Consider the following 20667-nt stretch of genomic DNA (forward strand, 5'->3'; position numbering starts at 1 on the left):
GGATGCGCGGCCTGCATCGTCGCTCCCCCGCTCAGGAGGGGACGACCTTGCCGGGGTTGAGGTTCCGGCCCGGGTCGGTGTCGGCGAAGAGCCCCTGCACCATGCGGGTGCCCACCTCGCCGATGTCCTCGGTGATCCAGGGCTGGTGCTCGGTGCCCACCGCGTGATGGTGGGAGACCGTCGATCCGAGGTCCACGAAGGTCTGCTGCACGGCGCTCTTGGCGGCGTAGTACTGCTCGAGCGCCTGCTCGTCGGTCGAGTAGGGGAAGGCGAAGGTGAAGTAGAGGCACGCCCCGGCGTGGTAGCTGTGCGACATGTGGCAGAACATGAAGCCGGGCAGGCCCTGCTCCTCCTGCACCGCGTAGAAGGCCTCGAACGCCCGGGCATGGACCTCGTTGATCTTCGACCAGGTCGCACCGGTGTCGCAGACGTCGCCGAAGACCTGGTAGTTCATCAGGAAGTCGCGCAGGTAGGGGGTGTCGAACTTCTTCTGGTCGTAGATCGCGCCGGGGCCCGCGCCGAGCGTGATGCCGCCGGCGTTCTTCACGATCTTCTTCACGATCGACTTCGTCGCTCGACGGACTCCTTCGAGCCCTCGAAGCAGACGTAGGAGATCGACATCTCGTTCGTCGTGTCCCAGCCCTTGGAGCGCAGGTACGAGAACAGGCCGTCCTGCACCTTCGCGGCGACCTTCCCCTTGGTGGAGGTGGGCGCCTTGACCATGGCGAGGCTGAACTCGGTCTCCGGCCCGTCGGAGAGACGGGTGAAGGTTGGGGAGACGTCGGTGGAGCGGGCGATCGCGTGCATGCCGCGGATGCCGTGCTCCCAGTCGGGGTACATGTAGGCGATCACCTGACGGACCGGGGCGACGCGGTGCACCTGCACCGTGACCTCGGTGATCACGCCGAGGCGTCCCTCGCTGCCCAGGATCATCTCGTGCACGCTCGGCCCGGAGTCGCGGCCCGGGATCGGCTTGGTGACGGCCGTGCCTGCGGGATGGACCATCCGCAGGCCGCGGACGATGTCCTCGATGTCGCCGTACTTGTCCGACTGCATGCCGGAGGAGCGCGTCGCGGCCCAGCCGCCGACGGTCGAGTAGGTGAAGGAGTCGGGGAAGTGGCCGACGGTCCAGCCCAGCGCGTTCAGTCGCTGCTCCTCGAGGTCCGGGCCGTACGCGCCCGCCTCCACGCGGGCGAGGCCCGCGGTGTCGTCGATCTCGAGGACCTCGCGCATGCGGCCGAGGTTCATGGTGAGGATCGGGCGCCGCTCGTCCACGTCGGGGGTGACGGAGCCGGAGATGGAGGAGCCGCCGCCGTAGGGGATCAGCACCATGTCGTGCTCGAGCACGAGACGCAGGACCGCGGCGACCTCGTCCTCGGAGGCTGGGTACACGATCGCGTCGACCAGGCGCTCGAAGCGGCCGCCCCGGACGCGGAACAGGTCCGGCAGGGAGCGGCCGAAGGAGTGGACGACCCGGTACTCGTCGTCGTCCAGCACGTTGTCGGCGCCGACGACGGCGACCAGCGCCTCGCGCGCCGGAGCGGGCGACCGGCTCTCCGGCACCTCGACGTCGGACAGCCGCGGCTCGACCGGTCGCTTCGAGTCGAGGTCGACGCCGATCTTGTTCCGCGCGAGCGGGGCGAAGGCGGGCTTGTTGTCGTAGCGGAACGTGATGTCGTCCAGGCCCCAGCCCCACCACTTGTGCCGCTTGACCTCGCGTGCGCTCGGCCGATCGCTCATGCGTCCTCCTCCTCGTCCCGGACAGCGCCGCCCAGGACCTCGTCGTGGTGCTCGTCGTACAGGTCCTTCACGCTGTCCCGGATGCGCGTGATGAAGTCGCCCGCGGACTCGTCCACCCCGCCCAGCGGCGGCTCGCCGAAGACGACCCGCACGGGCGGGCGCCCCGGCACGGGCCAGCCGCGCCCCTTGGGCATCGCCTCGTAGCCGCCGATGATCGCGGCGGGCACGACGGGGACGCCGACGCCGAGGGCGAGGGCGGCCGCGCCGGCCTTGAACTCCGCCATGGCGCCGGTCTGCTGGCGGCCGCCCTCGGGGAACACGAGGATCGGCACGCCGCCGCGCAGCGCCTCTTCGAGGTGCCCGCGTGCTTGCGGGAGCCGCCGCGGTCGATCGGGAAGGCGTTCATCATCAGGCGCACGAAGAGGCGGCGGTGCCAGTGGTCGAACCAGTAGTCGGCGGCCACGCCCGTGGAGAGGAACCGGCCCTGGGTCCAGGGCAGGCTCATCGCCAGCAGCGGGCCGTCGACGTGGCTGGTGTGGTTGGCGACCAGCACGAACGGGCCGCGGATGCTCTTCACGCGGCGGTGCACCTGCACCTGCGGGCTCACGGCGGAGTTCACCACGCCCCGGAACAGCACCCGCTGCAAAGACGAAGCGCATCCCGGCGCGCCAGGTGGAGCGGTACTTGGCCAGCTCGCCCGTCGGCTTCTCCCAGCCCTCCCCGCGCGAGCGCGCGGAGAGCGAGTCCAGCGACCGACGGGAGCGGCCCTTGAGGTCGTCGGCGGCCTTCGCGGTGGCGTCCGCGGCGCGGCTCGAGGCCTCGGAGAGCCGTGCCGCGGCCTCGGCGCGTCGCGAGCTCCCCTGCTCCTCGGGCTCCTTCTCGCTGTCCTCGTCGGTCACGCGATCACTTCTCCCGGTTGCGGCGATGGCTGAGCGGCCGCACTGAGCCGCGCGACGAGGCCGCGCGGGGTGGTGCGCAGGACGGCGGAGATCAGCTTCCAGCGCTTCGAGGGGACCGAGACGGGCCTGCCTCGGGCGACGTCGCGCAGGCAGTCCTCGACCAGGCGGTCCGCGTCCAGCCACAGCACGCCGGGGATCGAGGAGCCCTTGATCCCGGCGCGGGAGTGGAACTCGGTGCGGACCCAGCCCGGCATCAGGGCGGTGACCTGCACGCCGGTGCCTGCGAGTCGCACGCCGAGGGACTCGGAGTAGTTGCCCACCCACGCCTTGATCGCGGAGTAGTTGTTCTGCGTGACCAGCGCCGAGACCGAGCCGACGTTGATGATCCAGCCGCGGCCGCGGCGTCGCATCCCCCGACCCGCCGCTCCGCCGAGCTTGAGGACGGCGCGGATCATGACCTCGAAGCCGAGGTCGTGGGGGTGAGGTCCTCGTCGAGCAGGCCTGCGCGGACGGAGAAGCCGGCGTTGTTCACGAGCACGTCGACGGGGTCGGTGTCGGACTCGAGGCGATCGGCGACCCGTCGCTGGGCGTCGCGGTCGGCGAGATCCGCGACGATCGTCTCGACGTCGACGCCGTGCTCGCGACGGAGCGCGCGGCCGACTCCTCGAGGCGATCGGGATCCCGCGCGACCAGCACGAGGGCGCTCCCCCGGCCGGCGAACGCTCTGGCGAAGGCCGCCCCGATGCCTGCGGTGCCGCCGGTGATCAGGGCCCTATGCATGGCGGCTACGATACACTAGCGCCGCCCTGACCAGCGCGGAGAAGCCGCCGGGCAGAGACATCGCGGGCGCGTCGCGCGCGCAGGCCCGGACCCTGCCGCTGACCTCCCCGGTCGGTCCGCCACCTCCGCTCCCGTCCCCAGAGGATCCCATGTCGCACACCTCCCCCGCCGCCGCCCCGTCCACCCCGGGGGGACCGGGGGCCGACGGATCCTGCTCACCGGCGTCACCGGATTCCTCGGCCAGGCCGTCCTGCGCTCGCTGCTGGAGACCACCGAGGACGTGCACGTCACCGCCGTCGTGCGCCCCAAGGGCTCCGTGACGGGCCGCAGGCGCCTCGAGCAGGCGCTGCGCAAGCCCGTCTTCGCCTCCTGGGGCGAGCGGCTGGAGAAGGACGGCGCGCTCGGCGGCGCGGCCGACGGGAAGGCGCGCCTGAAGGAGATCTTCGACGCGCGCGTCGGCGTGCTCGAGGGCGACCTCACCGATATGCCCGCGATCACCGATCCCGTCGACACGGTGATCCACTCGGCCTCCTCCGTCTCCTTCGACCCGCCGATCGACGACGCCTTCCGCACCAACGTCGGCGGCGCCCGCAACCTCTACGAGGCGTCGCTGGCCTCGGGCCAGGACCCGCACGTCATCCATGTCTCCACCGCCTACGTCGGCGGCATCTCCAAGGGGCGCGCCAGGAGGGCTCGCTGCGCTCCGACGTCGACTGGCGCGCCGAGTTCGACGCCGCACTCGCCGCCCGCGAGCGCGTCGAGGCGGAGTCCCGCAAGCCCGAGACCCTCCGCTCTCAGATCCGCACCGCGAAGCCGCAGGTGGGCCGCATGGGCCCGAAGTCCGTGGCGAACGTCTCCGAGGAGGCGCGGCGCGATTGGGTCCAGCAGCGCCTGGTCGACTTCGGCCGCACCCGCGCCCAGTCCGTCGGCTGGACCGACATCTACACCTTCACCAAGGCGATGGCCGAGCAGGTCGCCGAGGAGCTGTGGGCCGGCGGCGGCCACCGCGTCTCCTTCGTGCGCCCCTCCATCATCGAGTCCGCCATGAAGAAGCCCTACCCGGGCTGGATCGATGGCTACAAGGTCGCCGACCCGCTGATCATGGCCTACGGCCGCGGCATGTCGCCGGAGTTCCCGGGCCTCGCGGACTCCATCCTCGATGTGATCCCCGTCGACCACGTCGTGAACGTCATCGTGGCGCTCGCGACCCAGGACGTCTCCCGCCGCGGCGACGACGCCTACTACCAGGTCGTCTCCGGCGCCTCGAACCCGCTGCCCTTCCACGAGATGGTCACCGCGGTGCGCGAGTACTTCACGAAGCACCCGCTCGAGGACGAGAAGGGCCGCCCGATCGAGGTGCCCGAGTGGTCCTTCCCGGCGGTGGAGATGGTCGAGCAGCGCTTCCGCGCCAAGGAGCTCACCGCGAAGATCGGCTCGACCGCGGTCGCCTATCTCCCGGCCACCAAGCGCACCCGCGAGTGGACCTCGAACCTGCACAAGGCCACCTCGGGGCTGACGATGCGCGCAAGTACATCGAGCTGTACCGCCACTACACGAAGACCGAGATGGTCTTCGACGACGCGAACACGCGGGCGCCGCGGGCCGAGCCGCCGGAGGAGTTCCTCGCCACCCACGACTTCGACGTCACCGGGATCGTGTGGAAGGACTACTTCCAGCAGCAAGACCTGCCGGCCGTCACGGACCTCACCAAGGCCTACTCCCGCGCGAAGTCCGCCCAGAAGCGCCGCGCCTCCCGCCCGACGCCCGAGCTGAAGCAGTCCACGGACTCGCTCGCGGTCTTCGACCTCGACGGCACCGTGCTGGCCACGAACATCGTCCAGCAGTACTTCGCGGTGGTCCGCGCGACCCGCCCCCGCCGCACCTGGCCGGCCGAGATCGGCGGCCTGCTCGCCGCGGTGCCGGGCTACCTGCGTGCCGACCAGCGCGACCGCTCCGAGCTGATCCGCCTGGTCAACCGCCGCTACAAGGGATACCGCGCCGAGGAGCGCACTCTCATGAAGGGCGAGGCCGGGCGCCGCATCCGTGCCTCGATCCGACCGGAGGCGCTGGAGACCATCGAGCGCCACCGCGCCGCCGGGCACCGCACCGTGCTCGTCTCCGGCGCGCTGGACGTGCTGGTCGAGCCGCTCGCGGACCTCTTCGACGAGGTCGTCGCCACCCACATGGACGAGGACAGCAGCGGGGTCATGACCGGCTATCTCGCCACTCCCCCGCTGGTGGACGAGGCACGCGCGAACTGGTCGCGGAAGTACGCGGACCTGCACGGCGCAGACCTGTCGACCTCCTACGGCTACGGCGACTCCCATGCCGATGCGGCCTGGCTCGAGCTGATGGGCACCCCCGCCGCGGTCGCACCGGACCTCGGGCTGTTCTCCGTGGCGAAGAAGAAGCGCTGGCAGATCCTGGAGTGGTGAGCCGGGGGCCAAGCCCGGCCTGACGGCCCGGCCCGGCCCGTTCAGCCCTGCACGGCATCGGACAGGTTCGTACCCGCCCACGCCCACATAATTCTGCGTCCGGTGCGTGACCTCAGCCGTCTATGGCGCGAGAGGTCACGCACAGGACGCATTTGTGTGCGCCCCCGCCTCGGCCTCGGCGGCACCCCGAACCGCGCCGTCGTCGGCACCGCACCCTGTCCGCGCAGGCGAGAGCCGAGCTCCCACCTCTCCACCCCCGCATCGCAGCTTTCCCGGCCCTGTCCCTCCTCCCCAGCCCGGCGGCCTTCCCGGGCCCGCCTCTCCTCCCCATGCAGGAGCTGTCCACAGCTGGGCCCAGGCCGCGGCAGTCAACCGCCGGTCCCGGCACTCTCGGGACCATGCACCACGCCAGCGATCTCGTGCTCCCCGCGTCGGCATGGCCCTGGCCTCGTCCCGTCGGCCCGCCCCGGGGAACCCGGCGCCTCACCCAGGAGGAGCTCGGGCTCGCGTCGCGCCGGGAGCCGCTGGCGATGGGATACAGCGACTCCCGGCTGATCCGGTCCGTGCGCTCTGGACGGTCGCGGAGAGTGGCACGAGGCTGGTACGGAAACGCGGCGGCACTCCCGCCCGCCAGACTCGCTCTGCACCACGGGTGCCGTCTCACCTGCATCGACGCCGCCGCACTGCACGGCCTGTGGATCCCGTACCGCGACGAGGAGGAGCGACGGACGCCGCACGTCTACCGCCCGAACGGCTCCACGGGTGCGCCGGAGGACATGCTGGCCCACCCCTCCGGTCGCCGGTCGTGGCCGGAGCCGGATGCCGTCGCCTCCTCCCGCTCGCCCTCGAGCACGCGATGCGATGCCAGAGCGGAGAGCGTGCGGCGATCCTGCTCGAGTCAGCGATGAATCGTCGGCTGATGGCGCCGGCGGAGGTGCGCTGGTCGCTGGACGCCGCCCCTGCATCGGTGCGCTCACGGATCGGCGCGCTGTCGACGGCGAGCGACTCGGGGTCCGAGACGCGGGTGGTCCGCTGGCTCCGGAGGCGGGGCTTCCGGGTGGAGCAAAGCAGGTGTTCGTCGACGGTGCGGGTTATGTGGACCTGTACGTCGGCGGGATCCTGATGGAGATCGACGGCCGCGACGGTCATTCCGGACCCGATGCCTTCACGCTGGATCGACGCAGGGACCTGCGCACGGGCCGACATGGGCGCGCAGACCCTGCGGCTGAGCTATGAGCAGGTCTGGCGGAACTGGGCCGACACCCAGGATGCGGTGCTCGAGACGATCGCCGAGGTCGGAGCGTTCGGCCGGCGGAAGGTGGAGCAGCCTGCTGGCGAGCTGATCCCCAGCGCCGCGCCGCGGCCTGTCGTGCCGCCCCAGGAGTGCGCCGCCTCGGAGTGTTGGCCGTCACCGCCGCTCCCCTGCCGCACACAAATGCGCTCCATGCGTGACCTCAGGCGCTCTATGGCCTTGAGGTCACGCACAGGACGCAGATTCATGCGCGCGGCCGGCCCAGCGGGGCGGGGGCGTCACGGCCGGGGCCCGGGGAGGGGCGGCGGGGGGCGGGCGGGGCAGGTCGCGGCCGGACAGGTCGGGGAGGGGCAGAGCCGCTCACAGCACCGAGGCGAGGAAGCCCTTCAGGCGCTCGGACTCGGGGTGGTCGATGACCTGCTCGGCCGTGCCGGACTCGAGGATCCGGCCCTCGTCCATGAACACGACCTGGTCGGCGACCTCGCGGGCGAATCCCATCTCGTGGGTGACCACGACCATGGTCATCCCGTCGGCCGCGAGGTCCTTGAGCACGGTGAGCACCTCGGAGACCAGCTCGGGATCCAGGGCGCTGGTCGGCTCGTCGAAGAGCATCAGCTCGGGGTCCATGGCCAGCGCCCGGGCGATCGCGACGCGCGCTGTCGCCCGCCGGAGAGCTCGGAGGGGTAGTGGTCGGCGCGGTCGCCGAGCCCCACCCGTTCCAGCAGCTCGCGGGCTTTCTTCTCCGCGGCGGCCTTCGGCAGGCCGCGCACCTGCACGGGCGCCTCCATCACATTGCCCAGCGCCGTGAGGTGCGGGAAGAGGTGGAAGCGCTGGAAGACCATGCCGATGCGGGAGCGCTGCGCGGCGATCTCGGCGGGACGGAGCTTCTGCCAGCGCCCGTCGGGCAGGGGCTCGGCGCGGTAACCCTGGACGACCCCGTCGATCAGCACCCGGCCCGCGGTGGGCTCCTCGAGCTGGTTGATGCAGCGCAGCAGCGTGGACTTGCCGGAGCCGGACGGGCCCACCAGCACGGCCACCTCGCCGGAGCGGACGGTGAGGTCGCAGCCCTTCAGGACGTGGAGGTCGCCGAAGGTCTTGTGGACGCCCTCGACCTGGATCACGACAGGGGTCTCGTCGTTCTGGCTCATCACAGCTCCACCTCCGGGAGCGGGTCCTGCGGGGTCGTGCCGGCGCTGTTCACGGCGGCCTGGCGGGAGCGTCCGCCGCGGCCGGGGCGGGCGGGGGTGCGGGCGTCGAAGCCGCGGCCGAAGTACCGCTCGAGGTAGTGCTGGCCCACCATCAGCACCGAGGTGATCGCGAGGTACCACAGCGCCGCGACGATCAGCGGCGGGATCGGGGTGAACAGCTTGTTGGCGATGCCGTTGGTGGCGAAGGTGAGGTCGAGGGTGAAGGGCACCGCGAGCACCAGCGAGGTGGTCTTCAGCATGCCGATGGTCTCGTTCCCGAGCGGCGGCACGATCACGCGCATGGCCTGCGGCACGATGATGCGTCGCAGGATGGTCCCGCCTCCCATGCCGAGCGCCTTGGACGCCTCGGTCTGGCCCTTGTCCACGGAGTTCAGGCCGGAGCGGATGATCTCGGCGAGATAGGCGCCCTCGTTCAGGCCCAGGCCGATCACGGCCGCCCAGAAGGCGGTGAGCAGGTCGCGGGTGGAGAAGCTCCACAGCTCGGGTCCGAACGGCACCCCGACCACGATCTTGGGGACGATCACGGTGAACAGGCCCCAGAACACGAGCTGGGTGTACACCGGAATCCCGCGGAAGACGAAGATGTACGCCCAGCTCACGCCGCGCAACACGGGGTTCTCGGAGCGGCGCATGATCGCGGCGGTGAGCGCGACGACGGTGCCGAGGATCATCGACAGCAGGGTCAGCAGCAGCGTCCAGCCGACGCCCTGGACCACCTTCACGTCGAGGAGATAGGTCGCGACGGTACCCCATTCGAGCACGGGGTTGGTCACGAGGAAGCCGACGAGGCCCGCGGCCAGCAGGGCCACGATAACGGCGGAGATCCAGGTGCCGGGTCGCGGCGCGGCCTTCGCGCGGATCGGGGTGAAGCCGCCCTCGGTCGCGGGACCGGCGGGGCCGGGGGTCTGGGTGGTGGTCACGGCTGGGGGTTCACTTCCGCGGTCGGGATCATTCCTGCTTCGTTGCCCCATGCAGCGAGGATGCGCTCCATGTGGCCGTCGTCGATGAGGCGCCGCACGGCGGCGCGGATCGCCTCGGCCAGCTCGGGCTGGTCCTTGGCCACGACGATGCCGTTCAGCGCCGACTCCTCGATCTCGCCGATCGGCTCGAGGTTCCCGCGGGAGCGGGCCACGGCGTAGGCGGTGACCGGGGAGTCGGCCATGAGGATGTCGCCCTTGCCGCCGGCGACGTTGGTCGCGGCGTCGGAGTTCGAGGCGTAGGCGAGCATGTCGTAGCCGCCGAGGCCCTGGTCGCGGCATTCCTGGGAGCGCTCGATGGAGAGCTCCTCCTGGTAGGTGCCGACCTGGAGCGCGACGCGCTTGCCGCACAGGTCGTCGGGATGGATGTCGTAGGGGTTCCCGGCCTTCACCGCGTAGGAGATGCCGGCCTGGAAGTAGGACACCATGTCCACGGCGGCCAGGCGCTCCTCGTTGACGGTGAAGCTCGACATGCCGACGTCGTAGGTGGAGCCGACGGCGGGGATGATCTGCGCGAACACCGCCGCCTCGGTGCGGGTGGCGAGGCCGAGGACGGCGCCGATCCCGGCGAGGATGTCGATGTCGTAGCCGATCGCCTTCCCGCTCGAGCCGACGAACTCGCCGGGGGCGTAGTTCAGGGCGGCGCCGTTGACCAGCTCGCCGCGCGCGCGGATGTCCGCGGGGACGAGGGCGGAGATCTCCGGGACCTCCTCGATGCCGGAGAGGTCCACCTCGGGCACGGCGTTCGACTCGGCGTCCAGGCGCTCGGAGGCGCGGGTGCAGGAGGCCAGCACCGGGGTGAGCGCGCCCGTGGCGAGGGCCAGGGGCGCGGCGCGCAGCAGGGTGCGGCGACGGGGTCGGGTGGAAGTCACCGATGAATAGTATTCATAACCCTGCATGAACACAACTCGGTGTCGGGTCCCTCACCCCATCGCGATCGGCCCGGTCGTCGTCGGCGCCTCCTCGCCCCCGGCATCCTGCGCGGCCAGCTCCTCTTCCGCGTCGAGGTCGACCGCCGCGCCCTCGAACTGGGAGCGGTACAGCCGCGCATAGGCGCCGCTGGCCGCGAGCAGCTCCTCGTGGGAGCCTTGCTCGACGATGTCCCCCGCCTCCATCACGAGGATCAGGTCCGCGTCGCGGATGGTGGAGAGGCGGTGGGCGATGACGAAGCTGGTGCGGCCCTCGCGCAGGCGGTTCATGGCCTGCTGGACGAGCACCTCGGTGCGGGTGTCCACGCTGGAGGTCGCCTCGTCCAGGATCAGCAGGCTGGGTCGGGCGAGGAAGGCGCGGGCGATGGTGACCAGCCGCTTCTCGCCGGCGGAGAGGGTCGATCCGTCGTCGTCCACGATCGTGTCGTAGCCGTCGGGCGCCTGGCGGGCGAAGTCGTCGACGTGGGTGGCGACGGCGGCCTCGACCACCTCCTCGTCGGTCGCGTCCAGCCGCCCGTAGCGGATGTTCTCGCGCAGGGTGCCCTTGAACAGCCAGGTGTCCTGGAGGACCATCCCGGTGCGCTCGCGCGCCTGGGCGCGGGTGAGGTCGCGGATGTCGATCCCGTCGATCGTGATCCGTCCGCCGTCGATCTCGTAGAACCGCATCACGAGGTTCACCAGCGTCGTCTTCCCGGCCCCCGTCGGCCCGACGATCGCGACGGTGTGGCCGGGGTCGGCGACGAGCGAGAGGTCCCGGATCAGCTCGCGGTCGGGGCTGTAGGAGAAGCGGACGTGCTCGAACTCGACGCGCCCCTCGCGGATCCCGGCCGCGGCGGTGGCCTCGGTGGTCTCGGGCTCCTGCTCCTCGGCGTCCAGCGGCTCGAAGACCCGCTCGGCGCTGGCCACGCCGGACTGCAGCATCGTCGCCATCGAGGCGACCTGCGAGAGCGGCCGCGTGAACTGGCGCGAGTACTGGATGAAGGCCTGCACGTCGCCGAGGGTGAGCTGGCCGGAGATGATCCGCGACCCGCCGACGATCGCGATGACGACATAGCTGAGGTTCCCCACGAACATCATCAGCGGCATGATCAGGGAGGAGACGAACTGGGCGCCGAAGGTGGCGCGGAAAAGGCGGTCGTTGCGCTCCTCGAAGCGGGCGGCGACCTCCTCGCGGCGGCCGAAGACGGTCACCAGGGCGTGCCCGGTGTAGGCCTCCTCGACCTCGGAGTTCACCACGCCCGTCGCATCCCACTGCTGGGCGAACAGCTTCTGCGCCCGGGCGCCGACGACGCCGGTGAGCACGAGCGCCACGGGGATCACGGCGAGCGCGATCAGCGAGAGCCGCCAGGAGATCATCAGCATCATCACCAGCACGCCGAGCACGGTGAGGATCGAGTTCACCAGTCCCGTGACGGTGTTCATCAGGGTGTTCTGGATGTTGTCGATGTCGTTGGTGACGCGGGAGAGGATCTCGCCGCGCTTCATCCGGTCGAAGTACTTCAGCGGCAGGCGGTGCGGCTTCTCCTCGACGTCGCGGCGCAGGCGGGAGACCATCCGCACCAGGATCCGGTTCAGGGCCACGCCCTGCGCCCACATCAGCGGCGCGGAGACGGCGAAGAGGCCGACGGCCAGGCCGAGCGTCTGGTACAGCGCGCCGAAGTCGATGCCCTCGCCGGGGGTGAGGGTCATCCCCGAGAGCATGTCCGCGAACTGCTCCTCGCCCTGGGCGCGCGGCGCCTCGATCACCTGGTCGGGGTCGGCGCCGGCGGGCAGGCCCTTCGAGATCAGGCCCGTGAAGATGATGTCGGTGGCGTGGCCGAGGATCCTCGGCCCCACCACGGAGAAGCCGACGGACACGACGCCGACGAGGATCGCGGCGATCAGGTACGCCCGCTCGGGGCCCATCTCGCGCAGCAGGCGCTTGGTCGAGGGCCAGAAGTTCTTCGCGCTCTGGCCAGGACGCAGTCCGCGCTCGGCGTCCTTCTCCGCGGCGATCTCGTCGGCGGGGGTGCTCTCCTCGGTGCTCATCACGCCACCTCCTCCTCGACGCCCTGGTCGCGGACGATCTCGCGGTACGTCTCCGAGCTCTCCAGCGGCTCGGCATGGGTGCCCTGCCCGACGATCCGGCCGTTGTCCAGCACGAGGATCAGGTCGGCGCCGGTGATGGTGGAGACGCGCTGGGCGACCACGAGCTGGAGCGCGTCGCGGGTCTCGGGCACGAGCGCGGCGCGCGGCCGGGCATCGGTGGTGAGGTCCAGCGCGCTGAAGGAGTCGTCGAAGAGGTACAGCGACGGCTTCGCGGCGAGCGCCCGCGCGATGCAGAGCCGCCGCCGCGCCCGCCGGAGACGTTCGTGCCGCCCTGCGCGATCGGGGAGTCGAGCCGCTCGGGCATCGCGGCGACGAAGTCCCGGCCCTGGGCGACGGTGAGGGCGTGCCAGAGCTCCTGCTCGTCGGCGGTCGGGTTCCCGAAGCGGAGGTTCGTCGCGACGGTGCCGGAGAACAGGTAGGGCCGCCGCGGCACGAGGCCGACCCGGTCCCAGAGCACGCGGGCGTCGAGGTCGCGCACGTCATGGCCGTTCAGCAAGACGCGTCCCTCGGTCGCGTCCATGAGGCGCGGGACGAGGTTGATCAGGGTGGTCTTGCCGGCACCGGTGCCGCCGATGATCGCGACGGTCTGCCCGGCGCGGGCGGTGAAGGAGATGCCCTGGAGCACGGGTCGCTCGGCGCCGGGATAGGTGAAGGAGACGTCCTCGAAGGTCAGCTCGATCGGGCCCTCGATCTCGCGGATCCCGTCGGTGCGCTGGTGGACACTGGTCTCGGTCTCGAGCACCTCAGTGATGCGCTCGGCGGAGACCATGGCGCGCGGGATCATCATCGTCATGAAGGTCGCCATCATCACCGCGATGAGGATCTGCATGAGATAGGCGATGAACGCGGTGATCGAGCCGATCTCCATCTGGCCGGAGTCGATGCGCGGCGCGGCGACCAGCAAGACGAGGACGCTCGACATGTTCAGGATGAACATGATGATCGGGTTGATGAGGATCATCAGCGACCCGATGCGGCGGTTCAGCTCGGTCAGCTCGCCGTTGACGACGGCGTAGCGCTCCCGCTCGCGGTCCTCGCGCACGAAGGCGCGGAGCACGCGGATGCCGGTGATCTGCTCGCGCAAGACGCCGTTGATGTCGTCGATCTTGCCCTGCATCTGCTTGAACAGGGGCGCCGCGCGCGCGATGAGCAGGCCGACGGCGACGAGCATGACCGGCACCATCACCGCGATCAGCCAGGCCATCCCCGGCTCGACCCGCGGCGCGAGGATCACCCCGCCGATCCCCGTGACGGGGGCCTGGACCAGCATGTTCAGGGAGAAGAAGATCAGCATCTGCACCTGCTGCACGTCGTTCGTGGAGCGGGTGATGAGGAGGGGGTGCCGAACTCGGCGAGCTCGCGCGGGGAGAAGGAGTTCACGCGGCGGAAGACCGCCTGGCGCAGGTCCTTGCCGACCCGCATCGCGGAGCGGGCGGCGAAGAAGTTCGCCGCGACGAGCGCGATGATGTTCCCCAGCGAGATGACCAGCATGATCCGGCCGAGCTCCCAGATCACGGGGACGTCGGCCTTGGCGACGCCGTCGTCGATGATGTCGGCGTTGAGGGTGGGGAGGTAGAGGGCGGCCAGCACGCCGGCGATCTGGAAGAGCACCACGAGGAGCACCCAGATCACGTACGGCTTCAGGCCCCCGAGCACCAGGCGAAAGAGGGTCACGAGAATCCTTCCGAAGGGCCGTCCGGGCCGGGCGGGATCCGGTCGGCCCCGGAAGCATAGGCACAGGCGCCTGACAGGGGCATCCGACTATCGACGGTTCCGCGCAGGGCGGAGCCGGGTGCGCGTCATAGGGACCCCACAGCCCGCAGCCCGGGTTACTCGCCGGTATCCAGTCTGGGGTGTCGGAATCCTGCCGAATAGCGACACCTGAGACTGGATACTTGCCGGTCACCAGGCTTGGGGGGCGGCACCGGGCACGACAGGCGTGCGCAGGGCGGAGCCGACGAGCGTCGGGCGGGTCAGCCCGCGGCGCCGCCCGCGTCGGAGGCGCGCCCTCGGGCGGGGCGATGGACATGTCGGTCACGCGCCAGCGCTCCCCGTCCCAGGCCATCGTGGCGATCAGCCGCCCGGTCACCTCGTCGAGGGCGTTGGCCTGCAGGCTCGGCTCGTCGACGAGGATCGAGGCCTCCTGCGTGAACTGCGCGGTGACGGTGCCCGTCGCGGGCGGCTCGCCCGTGCCGGAGAAGCTGATGGAGTGCACCTCGAAGGCACCGTCCACGAGATATCCGTCCTGGGCGGCAAGCCGCTCGGCGTTCTGCAGGAAGGTGGCGCACACCTGGCGACCCGGGTCGACCTTGTCCTCCCAGACGGAGACGTCGCCGCTGCTCATCATGTAGTCGTAGGAGCCGAGCAGGTAGGTCAGGGTCGCCTCGGCCCCGGCCTCGCTCTGCTCGGTGAGCTCCGCGGGCTCCTCCGGGCGCGGCAGGTCCGGGCGGGGCGGTCGCTCGGCGGGGTCGGCCGTCGGCCGGTTCTCCGGGTTGCCGGGATCGCCGGCGCTCTCGCTCGCCTGCTCCTCCTGACCGTCGGGGTTCAGCGGCTGGGAGATGCCGAGCGCGCCGACGGGGACCAGGAGCACGATCGCGAGGGCGACGACGATGAGGCGTTGAACGGGGCGTTTCACGGGCTCCACGGTAGAGGACGCGGCGGGGAGGTGCCTCAGCGGGTGGTGGTGCGCGTGGGGACCTCGGCCGGCAGTTCTCGTGCCGCCCCTGCTCCCAGCTCGATCTCTCCTCCCCATTGCCAACCCGCCTCGATGCTGTGGATGTCCCGCTCGACGTCCCTCGAGCTCGGGCACGCTGTGCAGGTGTCCCGTGCGCCCGCCTCGTTCCCGGCCTCGCTCCCCTGGCCGGTGCTGACGCGTGCCGAGGCGCTCCGTGCCGGCGTGAGTCCGGGTCGGCTCCGTGCGCCGGACCTCGCCCGGCCCCGTCCCGGGTCGCTGGTCCGCGGCGGCCGCACTGCAGGCGAGACCGAGATCGTCTCGGCGTACTGCCGCTCGGATCCTGAGGCGGTCGCCGTGGGGCTGACGGCCGCACGGATGCAGGGGATGCCGCCGCCCGAGCACCTGGAGCGCTCCCTGCCCCGGCCCAGGGTCCACATCTCGCTCCCCCAGGGCCGTGTCAGCTCGGACCCCGTCGTCCGCTGGCACCAGTTCGTGCCGCCACCCGACCAGGTGCGCGAGGCACGCTTCGCGGTGGACCCGCTGGAGGACGGGTCCACCGTGCTCGAGGCCCCGGTCCGTCTCACCACCCGGGCCCGGACCTGGCGCGATCTCGCCCCGGACCTCTCGGAGTTCTGGCTCATCGCGATCGGGGACCACCTCGTGCGCCGTCCGCGCCCCGAGCTGGAGCACGGACGCACCGCGCCGTGGTGCACTCTCGAGGAGCCGCGCGAGCAGTGCACGGGCAGGCACGCGGCGACGCTCCGAGCCGCTCTCCGGGCGGTGCGCGTCGGGGCGGACTCGCCGCGCGAGACCATGCTCCGGCTCGCCTTCGCCCGTGCCGGGCTCCCGGACCCCCTGTTGAACGCGCCTCTGATCGGGCCTGACGGCAGGCGCGCCTGCACGAGCCGGACTTCCAATGGCCCGCGCACAGGGTCTGCGCGGAGTACGACGGCCGCACTCACAGCACTCCCGGCCAGGTCAGCCGCGACATCCGTCGTGCTCGACGGGTACAGGCCGCGGGGTGGACGGAGGTCCGCCTGCACTCCGATGACATCGTGCAGGAATGCGCCCCGGCCGTCGACCTGGTGCGCGCTGCGCTGGGCACGGGCCTCCGCGGCTCACACAGCGCAGGAGTCTGAGCACAGCGGGCGGCGACCCGCTCCGACCGGCGTCCATCCCGTCTCAGCTGTCGGAATCCGGCGCCGTGACGACAGCTGAGACCGGATACCTCCCGGTCACCTCGCGGGGCGTCCGCTCAGCGGGCGCTGTACAGGAACAGGTCGGTGCGGTAGGGCACGCCGACCCTCGCCCCGCGGGCGTGGCCGAGGTGGTCGTGGAGGTACCAGTCGAGGTTCGCGAGCACCTTCTGCCGCCGCCCCTCCGGGGCGGTGATCACGTAGCTGCGGGTGCGGGCGAGGTCGATGACGTCCTGGGTGGGCATCGGGTCCTCCCAGGTGAGCGCACGGCGCTCGGTGAGCTCGAGCCCGGGGCCGACGGTGGGGTCGAAGTCCTCGCGATGGATGTCGCCGGCGTGCATGATCCGCGACAGCCGGTGCACCCAGGGGATCGTCACGTCGAGCATGTTCCACACCAGGGCGAGAACTCCCCCGGGCGCGAGCGACCTCACGACCTCGGCCGACGCGGCCTCCGCGTCGAACCAGTGCCACGCCTGCGCGACGGTCACGAGCTCCGCCGACGCCGCGGGCGGCCCGGTCGCCTCGGCGGGCGCCACGCGGGTCGCGAGCCCCTCGCAGCGGGCGCGGGCGACCTCGAGCATCGCCGCGCTCGTGTCCACGGCCGTGACCTCGAGTCCCCGCTCCACCAGCGCCCAGGCGAGCTTCCCCGTCCCCGCGCCCAGATCGACGGCGCGCAACGGCCCCGCAGCGAGCATCGCGTCCAGCGCGGCGTCCGGATACCCCGGCCGCGACCGGTCGTAGTCAGCCCCCTGCCCGGCGAAGGCGCCGGCGAGCGCCCGCTTCCGCTCCTCGCTCCCGAACCGCGGCGCATCCCGGCCGGAGATCGGCGGGATCGGCGGGTGCAGTGGGTCGGTCACGCGGACGAGCCTAGAGCGCGTGCCGGCTTGCTGCGATCACTGGCGCTCCAGCGGGACGTACCGCCAGTGAACGCAGCGGCCAGGGCGGGGCGCCGCAGGGGCAAGGACGGGGCGAGGCAGGTGCCGGCACGCAGGGCCCGCCCGCCCCTCACCTCTCCGCCCGGTGTGCGACCCAGGACCGGTGCGGCCCGGCGTAGATCCCGCCCTCGAGGTCGACGAGCTCGGCGTGGGTGCCGTGCTCGACGAGGTCGCCGTGGTCCAGCACCATGATCCGGTCGGCGCGCTCGGCGGTGGAGAGCCGGTGGGCGATGGTGATCGTGGTGCGGCCGCGGGCGAGGCCGTCGATGGCCTGCTGCAGGCGCACGTCGGCGGCGGGGTCGACGGCGCTGGTCGCCTCGTCCAGGACGATGATGTCAGGGTCGGCGAGATAGGCGCGGGCGAGTGCGACGAGTCGCCGCTCCCCCGCGCTGAGGGACTCGCCGCGCTGGCCGACGGGGGTCTCCAGCCCCTCCGGCGCCTCCTCGGCCCAGGTGCCGAGTCCCAGCTCGTCCAGCGCCTGCCGCATCTGCGCCTCGCTCGCGTCAGGACGGCCGTAGAGCAGGTTCCCGGCGACGGTGGTGTCGAAGAGGAAGCCCTCCTGCGGCACCATGATCACGCGGGAGCGCAGCGAGTCGTAGGGCACCAGGTGCAGGGGGATCCCCCCGATGAGGATCTCCCCGGAGGCGGGGTCCATCATGCGGGTGAGCGGACTTGGCGAAGGTGGTCTTGCCGTCGCCGGTCTCCCCCACGACCGCGATGCGGGAGCGGGCGGGGATGGTGACGTCCAGGCCGTGGATGACCTCGGGGCCGGTCGGGTAGCGGTAGCGCGCTCGCGGATCTCGATGTCGAGCGACCCGTCGGGCAGCGGCGTCGCGCCGGGGACGGGTTCGCCGCGCCGGCCGGTGCGGGGGTCGATGGCGCCGCCGGGATCGGCGACGTCGGCCGGGGTGTCGAGCACGCCGAGCACGCGTCGCCAGCCGGCCACCGCGTTCTGCGCCTCCGAGAGCATCTCGATGCCCATGCGGACGGGCTGGCTGAACAGGGAGACGAGGAAGACGAAGGCGACCACGCCGCCGGCGGTGAGGTCGGCGCCGGGCAGGTCGATCCCGAGCGCGCCGGTGCCGAGCACCACCCCGGCCACGACCACGACGGCGGTCGCGAGCCCGTCGGCCGTCTCCGAGAGGAAGAAGGACGCGGACTGGGGGCGCAAGACACCGCGAACTGGGCGTCGCGCACCGCGCCGATCCGGCGGACCTGGGCCTGGCGGGTGCGCTCCTCGGTGCCGTAGGCGCGCACGGTCGCGGAGCCGACGAGGGACTCCGAGACGGTGCCGAGCATCTCGCCGACCTTCGTGCGCACCACCTGGTAGCGGGCGCGGATCCGCTTCTGCAGCGAGCCCATGATGACGAGGATCGGGAGGTAGCAGAGCCACACCACGAGCGCGAGCGGCCAGGAGTAAAAGGCCATCACGGCGGTGGCGAGGACGAGCTGGAAGCTCATCACCACCAGCATGATCCCGCCGAAGCTCATGAACTGGCTGACGGTGTCGACGTCGCTGGTCACGCGGGAGACGAGGGCGCCGCGCCGCTCGGTGCCCTGGGTGAGCAGGGACAGGTCGTGGATGTGACGGAAGGCGCGCTTGCGCAGGGTCGCCAGCGACGTCTCGGCCAGGCGGAACAGGCGCCGGTTCATCAGCACGTTGCAGGCGGCGGTGGTGAGCAAGACGAGCGCGGCGAGGGCGGCGGCGCCGGCGACGAAGGCGACGTCGGGGGTCTCGGGCGCGATGATGCCGCGGTCGAGGATGGCCTGGACGGCGATGGGCACGACCACCTTGCCGCCGGTCGCGACCACGGCCAGCAGCAGCGTGATCCACAGCCCGCGCAGCAGCTCGGGGGTCAGAGCCAGGCCGCGGCGGATGGTCGCGATCGCGCCCTCGTCGGCGGCGGCCTCCCCGCCGAGCTCGGACGAGGTGCGGGATGCAGGTGCGGCGGTCATCGCCCGGCCTCCTGGTCGGCGTCGGCGGCGGGAACCCCGTCCGTGCGGGCGGGCGGCTCGCACTCGCCCTCGTCGGCGACCGACTCCTCGTGGCGGTGACGTGTCGCGCCGTGGATCTCGATCGCGCCGGTGATCGGGTCGGGCTCGGGGGGCGCCTCGAGCAGGCTGTGGGAGATCGCGGCCTCGTCGTAGGCGTCCACCAGCGCGCGGTAGCCGGCGGCGCGTCCGCGGCTCCTCGTGGGGGCCGACGTCGGCGACGCGGCCGTGGTCGAGGAACACGACCTGGTCGGCGAGGGAGATCGTGGACTTGCGGTAGGCGATCAGCAGCAGCGTCGAGTCGGTCATCTCGCGGCGGATCCCGTCGAGGATGGCGAGCTCGACGCTGGGGTCGCAGGCGCTGGTGGCGTCGTCGAGGATCAGCAGGCGGGGCCGACGGGCCAGCGCCCGGGCGAGCGCGATGCGCTGGCGCCGCCCGCCGGAGAGGGAGCCGCCGCGCTCGCCGAGCTCGGTGTCGAGCCCGTCCGGCAGTGCGTCGACGAAGTCCTCGGCCTGGGCGACGCGCGCGCCCAGCGCACGGTCTCCTCGTCGATGTCCTCGCCGAGGGTGACGTTCTCGCGCACGGTCGCGTCCATGACGAAGGCCTGCTGCAGCACGAGGGCGACGTCGGCGGTGAGCGCCTCGGCGGTGAGGCTCTCGAGGCGGGCGCCGTCGAGGCTGATCGTGCCGCCGCTCGGCGGGACCAGGCCCGCGGCGAGCGCCGCGAGGGTGGACTTCCCGGAGCCGGTCGCGCCGACGACGGCCAGCACCCGGGTCCCTGCCGTGGGGTCGGCGCGCAGGGACACGTCGGTCAGGGCATGCCCCTCGCGCACGGCGAGCCGCTCCTCGCGGACGCCGCGGCCGAGGATCACGGCGGCGGGGTCGTCGCGGTAGACGAAGGAGACGCGATCGATCTCGAGCACGCCGGGCCCGTCCGGCAGGGCACGGTCGCCGTAGGTGCGCTCCTCGTCGACGTCGAGGATCTGTCGCACGCGGCCGCCGCCGACGACGGTGCGGGAGAGGTCCCCGAGCACCCAGCCGAAGGAGCGGATCGGCAGGGACATCAGCGTGAACAGGTAGGCGACCTCGACGAGCTGGCCTGTGGTGAGGTGCCCCTCCCCGATCCGCCAGGCGCCGAGCACGGCGACGGCGAGGATGCCGAGGTTCGGGAGGGCGTCGATGGCGGGGTCGAACCAGCCGCGGATGTATCCGAAGCGGATCCCGGTCTCGCGCAGGTCGTCGGCGGCGCGGGCGAAGCGCCGCTCCTCGACGTCCTCGCGGCCCAGGGACTTCACGACGTTCGCGCCGTCGAAGGACTCGTGGGCGATCTCGGCGACCTCGGCGCGCAGCTCGCTGGGAGCGCATCGCGATCGGGGTCGCGAAGCGCTGCAGGAGCACGTTGAGGACGATCAGCAGCACGATCAGCGCGAGCATGACCAGCAGGATCACCGGGTCGATGCGGGCGACGACCACGGTCGCGTAGGCCAGCATCACCAGGGTGGACAGCGCGAAGGGGAACGGCGCCATCGCGAAGAAGGTCGCCTCGACGTCGGAGTAGACGG

Annotated in this window: 12 protein-coding genes and 8 pseudogenes; 5 read left to right on the forward strand and 15 right to left on the reverse strand. The window is 71.8% G+C overall.

The window, feature by feature from the left end:
- Nucleotides 1-31: 31 nt before the first annotated feature.
- The 4 genes and pseudogenes from WKH84_RS10735 to WKH84_RS10750 all read right to left on the reverse strand — a co-directional run bounded on the left by WKH84_RS10735 (nucleotide 32) and on the right by WKH84_RS10750 (nucleotide 3419).
- A pseudogene (locus WKH84_RS10735) lies at nucleotides 32-1740 on the reverse strand (FAD-binding oxidoreductase).
- The gene (locus tag WKH84_RS10740) at nucleotides 1737-2234 is read right to left on the reverse strand and encodes a lysophospholipid acyltransferase family protein (protein ID WP_341856855.1); all 498 of its coding nucleotides are present in this window, start codon (nucleotides 2232-2234) and stop codon (nucleotides 1737-1739) included. The pseudogene WKH84_RS10735 and the gene WKH84_RS10740 overlap by 4 nt, the downstream one beginning before the upstream one ends.
- Nucleotides 2150-2377: pseudogene (locus WKH84_RS10745) on the reverse strand (1-acyl-sn-glycerol-3-phosphate acyltransferase); the annotation flags it as partial. The gene WKH84_RS10740 and the pseudogene WKH84_RS10745, both read right to left, overlap by 85 nt.
- Before the next feature lie 266 nt (nucleotides 2378-2643).
- Nucleotides 2644-3419: pseudogene (locus tag WKH84_RS10750) on the reverse strand (SDR family NAD(P)-dependent oxidoreductase).
- A gap of 149 nt (nucleotides 3420-3568) precedes the next feature.
- Between WKH84_RS10750 and WKH84_RS10755 the strand changes: the two are divergent.
- The 3 genes and pseudogenes from WKH84_RS10755 (at nucleotide 3569) to WKH84_RS10765 (ending at nucleotide 7090) form a co-directional block, all read left to right on the forward strand.
- Nucleotides 3569-5854 (forward strand): annotated as a pseudogene (locus WKH84_RS10755) (SDR family oxidoreductase).
- Nucleotides 5855-6252: 398 nt separating this feature from the next.
- On the forward strand, nucleotides 6253-6762 hold the full coding sequence (locus WKH84_RS10760) for a hypothetical protein (RefSeq protein WP_341856615.1): 510 nt from the start codon (nucleotides 6253-6255) through the stop codon (nucleotides 6760-6762).
- 163 nt (nucleotides 6763-6925) lie between these two features.
- Complete coding sequence (locus tag WKH84_RS10765; protein WP_341856616.1) at nucleotides 6926-7090, forward strand: hypothetical protein; 165 nt, start codon at nucleotides 6926-6928, stop codon at nucleotides 7088-7090.
- A 376-nt stretch (nucleotides 7091-7466) separates the two neighbouring features.
- On the opposite strand, the pseudogene WKH84_RS10770 reads toward WKH84_RS10765, so the two are convergent.
- The 5 genes and pseudogenes from WKH84_RS10770 to WKH84_RS10790 form a co-directional block, all read right to left on the reverse strand.
- A pseudogene (locus WKH84_RS10770) lies at nucleotides 7467-8254 on the reverse strand (amino acid ABC transporter ATP-binding protein).
- Nucleotides 8254-9234, reverse strand: coding sequence for an amino acid ABC transporter permease (locus WKH84_RS10775; protein ID WP_341856617.1), 981 nt, complete (start codon nucleotides 9232-9234; stop codon nucleotides 8254-8256). Before WKH84_RS10775 ends, WKH84_RS10770 begins: the two are co-directional and overlap by 1 nt.
- Nucleotides 9231-10163: an ABC transporter substrate-binding protein gene (locus WKH84_RS10780; RefSeq protein WP_341856618.1), complete on the reverse strand. Its 933-nt coding sequence runs from the start codon at nucleotides 10161-10163 to the stop codon at nucleotides 9231-9233. The genes WKH84_RS10775 and WKH84_RS10780 overlap by 4 nt, the downstream gene beginning before the upstream one ends.
- Nucleotides 10164-10214: 51 nt before the next feature.
- Nucleotides 10215-12248: an ABC transporter ATP-binding protein gene (locus WKH84_RS10785; RefSeq protein ID WP_341856619.1), complete on the reverse strand. Its 2034-nt coding sequence runs from the start codon at nucleotides 12246-12248 to the stop codon at nucleotides 10215-10217.
- A pseudogene (locus tag WKH84_RS10790) lies at nucleotides 12248-13982 on the reverse strand (ABC transporter ATP-binding protein). Before WKH84_RS10790 ends, WKH84_RS10785 begins: the two are co-directional and overlap by 1 nt.
- A 353-nt stretch (nucleotides 13983-14335) precedes the next feature.
- Here WKH84_RS10790 and WKH84_RS10795 point away from each other — a divergent pair.
- Entirely contained in the window at nucleotides 14336-14659 is a 324-nt protein-coding gene (locus WKH84_RS10795) for a hypothetical protein (RefSeq protein WP_341856620.1), read from the forward strand.
- 1219 nt (nucleotides 14660-15878) lie between these two features.
- On the forward strand, nucleotides 15879-16121 hold the full coding sequence (locus WKH84_RS10800) for a DUF559 domain-containing protein (protein ID WP_341856856.1): 243 nt from the start codon (nucleotides 15879-15881) through the stop codon (nucleotides 16119-16121).
- 116 nt (nucleotides 16122-16237) lie between these two features.
- Here the strand turns inward: WKH84_RS10800 and WKH84_RS10805 are convergent, their stop codons facing one another.
- The 6 genes and pseudogenes from WKH84_RS10805 to WKH84_RS10830 all read right to left on the reverse strand — a co-directional run.
- Nucleotides 16238-17035, reverse strand: a complete 798-nt coding sequence (locus tag WKH84_RS10805) for a class I SAM-dependent methyltransferase (RefSeq protein WP_341856621.1) — start codon at nucleotides 17033-17035, stop codon at nucleotides 16238-16240.
- Nucleotides 17036-17183: 148 nt separating this feature from the next.
- Nucleotides 17184-17771 carry an ATP-binding cassette domain-containing protein gene (locus WKH84_RS10810; RefSeq protein ID WP_341856622.1) on the reverse strand — a complete coding sequence of 196 codons (588 nt, stop codon included), beginning with the start codon at nucleotides 17769-17771 and terminating at the stop codon, nucleotides 17184-17186.
- Nucleotides 17768-19069, reverse strand: coding sequence for an ABC transporter ATP-binding protein (locus WKH84_RS10815; protein WP_341856857.1), 1302 nt, complete (start codon nucleotides 19067-19069; stop codon nucleotides 17768-17770). The genes WKH84_RS10810 and WKH84_RS10815 overlap by 4 nt, the downstream gene beginning before the upstream one ends.
- Nucleotides 19066-19269 (reverse strand): hypothetical protein, encoded by a 204-nt coding sequence (locus tag WKH84_RS10820; RefSeq protein WP_341857086.1) that lies wholly within the window; start codon nucleotides 19267-19269, stop codon nucleotides 19066-19068. Before WKH84_RS10820 ends, WKH84_RS10815 begins: the two co-directional genes overlap by 4 nt.
- Nucleotides 19270-19525: 256 nt before the next feature.
- A pseudogene (locus WKH84_RS10825) lies at nucleotides 19526-19639 on the reverse strand (hypothetical protein); the annotation flags it as partial.
- Nucleotides 19640-19704: 65 nt separating this feature from the next.
- Nucleotides 19705-20400 (reverse strand): annotated as a pseudogene (locus tag WKH84_RS10830) (ABC transporter ATP-binding protein); the annotation flags it as partial.
- Nucleotides 20401-20667: the final 267 nt, after the last annotated feature.

The sequence above is a fragment of the Brachybacterium sp. GPGPB12 genome, from assembly GCF_038396325.1.
Lineage (GTDB): Bacteria > Actinomycetota > Actinomycetes > Actinomycetales > Dermabacteraceae > Brachybacterium > Brachybacterium conglomeratum.

Excerpts from the sequence above, each read along its gene's own strand:
- WKH84_RS10760 (WP_341856615.1), top strand. The coding sequence starts at position 6,253 with ATGCACCACGCCAGCGATCTCGTGCTCCCCGCGTCGGCATGGCCCTGG.
- WKH84_RS10785 (WP_341856619.1), bottom strand. The coding sequence starts at position 12,248 with ATGAGCACCGAGGAGAGCACCCCCGCCGACGAGATCGCCGCGGAGAAG.
- WKH84_RS10795 (WP_341856620.1), top strand. The coding sequence starts at position 14,336 with ATGTCGGTCACGCGCCAGCGCTCCCCGTCCCAGGCCATCGTGGCGATC.
- WKH84_RS10810 (WP_341856622.1), bottom strand. The coding sequence starts at position 17,771 with ATGATGGACCCCGCCTCCGGGGAGATCCTCATCGGGGGGATCCCCCTG.
- WKH84_RS10815 (WP_341856857.1), bottom strand. The coding sequence starts at position 19,069 with ATGACCGCCGCACCTGCATCCCGCACCTCGTCCGAGCTCGGCGGGGAG.